The sequence below is a fragment of the Mucilaginibacter sp. genome, from assembly GCF_039935595.1.
Taxonomy (GTDB): Bacteria; Bacteroidota; Bacteroidia; order Sphingobacteriales; family Sphingobacteriaceae; genus Mucilaginibacter.
In genome coordinates this window covers 1-3,445 of the sequence record NZ_JBDTJZ010000060.1, presented here as the reverse complement: position 1 = coordinate 3,445, position 3,445 = coordinate 1, and the positions used below count along the sequence as shown (strand labels likewise).

Genomic DNA, 3,445 nt, shown 5'->3' with positions numbered 1-3,445 from the left:
TGCGAAGTTTTAAAAACTTCGCAAGTCTATACATCAAAATACCGTATCCTCCAAAACATCCTGATGCTCAGGATAATCCGTAGTATAATGCAACCCCCGGCTCTCTTTACGCATCATGGCTGATTTTACAACGATGAAAGAAACTTGTATCAGGTTACGCAGCTCGCATAGCTTTACAGATACCTTAGTTTTTTTATAAAATGCTTCAGTTTCTTCGTACAATAAACCTAACCGGCGCATGGCACGTTCCAGCCTGAAATCAGAACGCACTATGCCCACATAATCGGCCATTAATTTTTGCATTTCGCGCACGTTGTGGGTTACTAATATATCTTCGTTGGATAGTTGTACCCCTTTTTCATCCCAGTCGGGTATATTTTGCGGGATAATTATGTTATCAAAGGTTTCAATAGCATTTTTATAAATACGATGCGCAAATACCAATGCTTCAAGTAAAGAGTTTGAGGCTAAACGGTTAGCGCCGTGTAAGCCTGTTGATGAACACTCGCCGCAGGCATATAATTGCATGATAGATGACCGTCCTTCATGATCAACCATTATCCCGCCACACATATAATGACAAGCCGGCGAAACAGGTATCATGTCTTTAGTCATATCAATCCCTATCTCTAAACATTTAGCATATATATTAGGGAAATGAGTTAACAGATCTTTTTTACTGCGGTGCCGTATATCCAGGTAAACATAATCTTCTCCCGATTTTTTTATTTCGGCATCAATGGCACGGGCAACAATATCACGCGGGGCTAACGATCTGCGCTCGTCATACTCCTGCATAAATTCTTCGCCGTTGGTACGTTTTAATATACCACCAAAACCGCGTACTGCTTCTGATATTAAGAATGATGGATAATCGCCCGGATTATATAAAGCTGTTGGATGAAACTGGATAAACTCCATATTCCGCACTTTACCTTTTGCACGATATACCATAGCCACCCCATCGCCGGTGGCTATAGTAGGATTGGTTGTTACCGAATAAATATGCCCTGCGCCACCTGATGCCATAACCGTAACTTTTGATAATATCTTATCAACCGTATTATTCTCGGTATTTAACGCATATATGCCGTAGCATTTAATATTATCAGTTGATTTACCTACAAACTCGCCCAAATGGTGCTGGGTTATCAAATCCATGGCAAAATAATGGGTCAGTATTTCAATATTAGGGTTTTGATGTATTTGCTCTAATAATGATCTTTCTATTTCAAAACCGGTAATATCTTTATAATGTAATACCCTAAATTCGGAGTGGCCGCCCTCTTTTGCCAGGTCGTAAATACCTTCGTTTGTTTTATCAAAGTTGGTTCCGTAATCAATAATTTCATTAATACGTTCCGGACCTTCTTTAACCACCATTTCTACAACTTCCTTATCACATAACCCATCACCGGCAATTAGCGTATCATTTATATGTTTATCAAAAGAATCTTCTTTTTTATCCACAACTACCGCAACACCACCCTGGGCATACTTAGTGTTTGATTCGTCCTCGTTTGATTTGGTAACTATCAGAACCTTACCATGCTTTGCGGCCTTTAGTGCAAAACTTAATCCGGCTATGCCTGATCCTATAACCAGGAAATCCACATTTTTAGTCATATTATAGGTATTGTGGTGTAAAATTAAGAGTTATGTTAACAATAGGAGATAAAGATGTTAATTTTGTGTAAGTAATAACTTAATAAGTTTTTTAGTAGTTGATAACCCCGATATTTGTACCCTATGTCATATAATTGTAAGCAATTTATAAGCCATATTAACCATGAAGTTAACATTATAAAAGGCAATAAAATATTAACAAATAAGTTTTTTAAATAAAGCTTTATAATTATATCAGATTAATAATCAATAAAATAAAAATAAAAATTGGTTTAAAATCTGTTGATAAAAAGTTAAAAACAACTTTTTTATAAAATAGTAAAACAACTTTTAAACATAACTAACACACCAATAACAATAGGTTCTTTTTATATATAAAACTAATTGTTATTAATTAAAATGTTGAAATGAATATATTAGATGAAATAAATTTGAAAGGATATGCCGAGGAAATTATTGACCCAACGCTTGATCTTTTTGATGAAATAGAAAAACTTAAAAAGGAGAAAAATGCTGTCATACTTGCGCACTACTACCAGGAACCTGACATACAGGATATCGCGGATTATATCGGCGACAGTTTGGGCCTATCGCAACAAGCCGCGAAAACCGATGCCGACATTATTGTTTTTGCCGGTGTACACTTCATGGCCGAAACAGCGAAAATACTATCCCCCAACAAAAAGGTTTTATTACCCGATGCAAAGGCAGGATGCTCATTAGCGGATAGTTGTCCGCCACATTTATTTAAAAAGTTTAAGGAAAAATACCCTGATCATCTGGTAATTACCTATGTAAATTGCACTGCAGAATTAAAAGCTTTAAGTGATATAGTTTGTACCTCAAGCAATGCAATTCAAATAGTAGAGAGCCTGCCGCCGGAGCAAAAGATAATATTTGGACCTGATAAAAATTTAGGTGCTTATGTAGCTAAAAAAACAGGCCGTGACCTGGTTTTATGGAATGGCGCCTGTATGGTACATGAAATATTTTCTAGAGAAAAGATTACCAAATTAAAAGAAAGACACCCGGGTGCAAAGTTATTAGCCCACCCTGAATGTGAGGAAGTTATTTTGCAAATGGCCGATTATATAGGCTCAACAACAGGTATTTTAAAATATGCGGGTAACCATACCGATAAAGAATTTATAGTAGCTACAGAGGCAGGTATTTTGCACCAGATGCAAAAAGAAAATCCGGATAAGGTATTTATACCCGCACCGCCAAATAATGCCTGTGCCTGTAATGATTGCCCGCACATGAAACGTAATACATTAGAGAAGCTTTATTTATGCTTAAAAAATGAATTGCCCGAAATAACTGTACCGCAGCACATCATTGAAAAAGCGGTAAAACCTATTGAGAGGATGCTGGAAATATCAGCCAGATTAGGATTGTAAAGATAAATAGCATTATGACATTATTTGATAAAAAAGACAAAACCGATATTGAAAATTTAGGTGAGTTTGGTTTAATAAACCATCTTACTAAAAATATAAAACTGGTGCAACCCGGTACTTTAAAGGGCGTTGGGGATGATGCCGCGGTTATTGATACGCTGGGTAAAAAGATGCTGGTATCAACCGATATGCTGTTGGAGGGTATTCACTTTGACCTGGCTTATACACCTTTAAAACATTTGGGGTATAAGGCTATTCAAGTTAATTTGAGTGATATATATGCCATGAATGGCGTGGCAACCCAGGTAACGGTATCTATAGGTATGTCGAGCAAGTTTCCGTTAGAAGCTATTGAAGAATTATATGAAGGCATATATATTGCCTGCGAAAAATATGGAGTTGATTTGGTAGGTGGCGAT

3 protein-coding genes are annotated in these 3,445 nt (G+C 36.6%); 2 read left to right on the top strand and 1 reads right to left on the bottom strand.

Annotation, left to right across the window (positions count from 1 at the left end; translation table 11 throughout):
- Nucleotides 1-33 precede the first annotated feature (33 nt).
- Nucleotides 34-1,626, bottom strand: coding sequence for an L-aspartate oxidase (gene nadB, locus ABI367_RS03470; protein ID WP_462228994.1), 1,593 nt, complete (start codon nucleotides 1,624-1,626; stop codon nucleotides 34-36).
- Nucleotides 1,627-2,033: 407 nt separating this feature from the next.
- On the opposite strand from nadB, the gene nadA reads away from it, so the two are divergent.
- On the top strand, nucleotides 2,034-3,026 hold the full coding sequence (gene nadA, locus ABI367_RS03465) for a quinolinate synthase NadA (RefSeq protein WP_462228992.1): 993 nt from the start codon (nucleotides 2,034-2,036) through the stop codon (nucleotides 3,024-3,026).
- A 14-nt stretch (nucleotides 3,027-3,040) separates the two neighbouring features.
- The coding region (locus tag ABI367_RS03460; RefSeq protein ID WP_462228990.1) for a thiamine-phosphate kinase at nucleotides 3,041-3,445 on the top strand (405 nt) is incomplete at its 3' end.

Bases quoted from the DNA above. Each gene is read 5' to 3' on its own strand.
- nadB (WP_462228994.1), bottom strand. From the start codon at position 1,626: ATGACTAAAAATGTGGATTTCCTGGTTATAGGATCAGGCATAGCCGGA.
- nadA (WP_462228992.1), top strand. From the start codon at position 2,034: ATGAATATATTAGATGAAATAAATTTGAAAGGATATGCCGAGGAAATT.